The following is a 527-nucleotide window of genomic DNA, read 5'->3' as shown; positions in this document are numbered from 1 at the left end:
AGGAAGATCATCATGGCTAAAGCCAAGTTTGAACGTAATAAACCACACGTAAACGTGGGTACAATCGGTCACGTTGACCATGGTAAAACAACTTTAACTGCTGCGATTGCAACTATTTGTGCAAAAACTTACGGCGGTGAAGCGAAAGATTACTCACAAATCGACTCAGCACCTGAAGAAAAAGCACGTGGTATTACAATTAATACTTCACACGTAGAATACGATTCTCCAATTCGTCACTACGCACACGTTGACTGCCCGGGCCACGCCGATTACGTTAAAAACATGATCACTGGTGCTGCTCAGATGGACGGCGCGATCCTTGTATGTGCTGCGACTGACGGTCCAATGCCACAAACTCGTGAACACATCCTTCTTTCTCGTCAGGTTGGTGTACCTTACATCATCGTATTCTTAAACAAATGCGACCTTGTTGACGACGAAGAATTACTTGAATTAGTAGAAATGGAAGTTCGTGAACTTCTTTCTACTTACGACTTCCCAGGTGATGACACTCCAGTAATCCG

At 44.2% G+C, this 527-nt stretch carries 1 protein-coding gene; it reads left to right on the top strand.

Annotated features, from left to right (window positions below; genetic code table 11):
* Nucleotides 1–12 precede the first annotated feature (12 nt).
* On the top strand, nucleotides 13–527 hold a 515-nt coding region (locus tag RMA95_RS00455), incomplete at its 3' end, for a GTP-binding protein (RefSeq protein ID WP_139194173.1).

Origin of the sequence: Acinetobacter sp. V110_1 (assembly GCF_031798975.1) — a bacterium.
GTDB classification, from domain to species: domain Bacteria; phylum Pseudomonadota; class Gammaproteobacteria; order Pseudomonadales; family Moraxellaceae; genus Acinetobacter; species Acinetobacter nosocomialis_A.
This window is presented reverse-complemented; position numbering and strand designations above follow the sequence as displayed.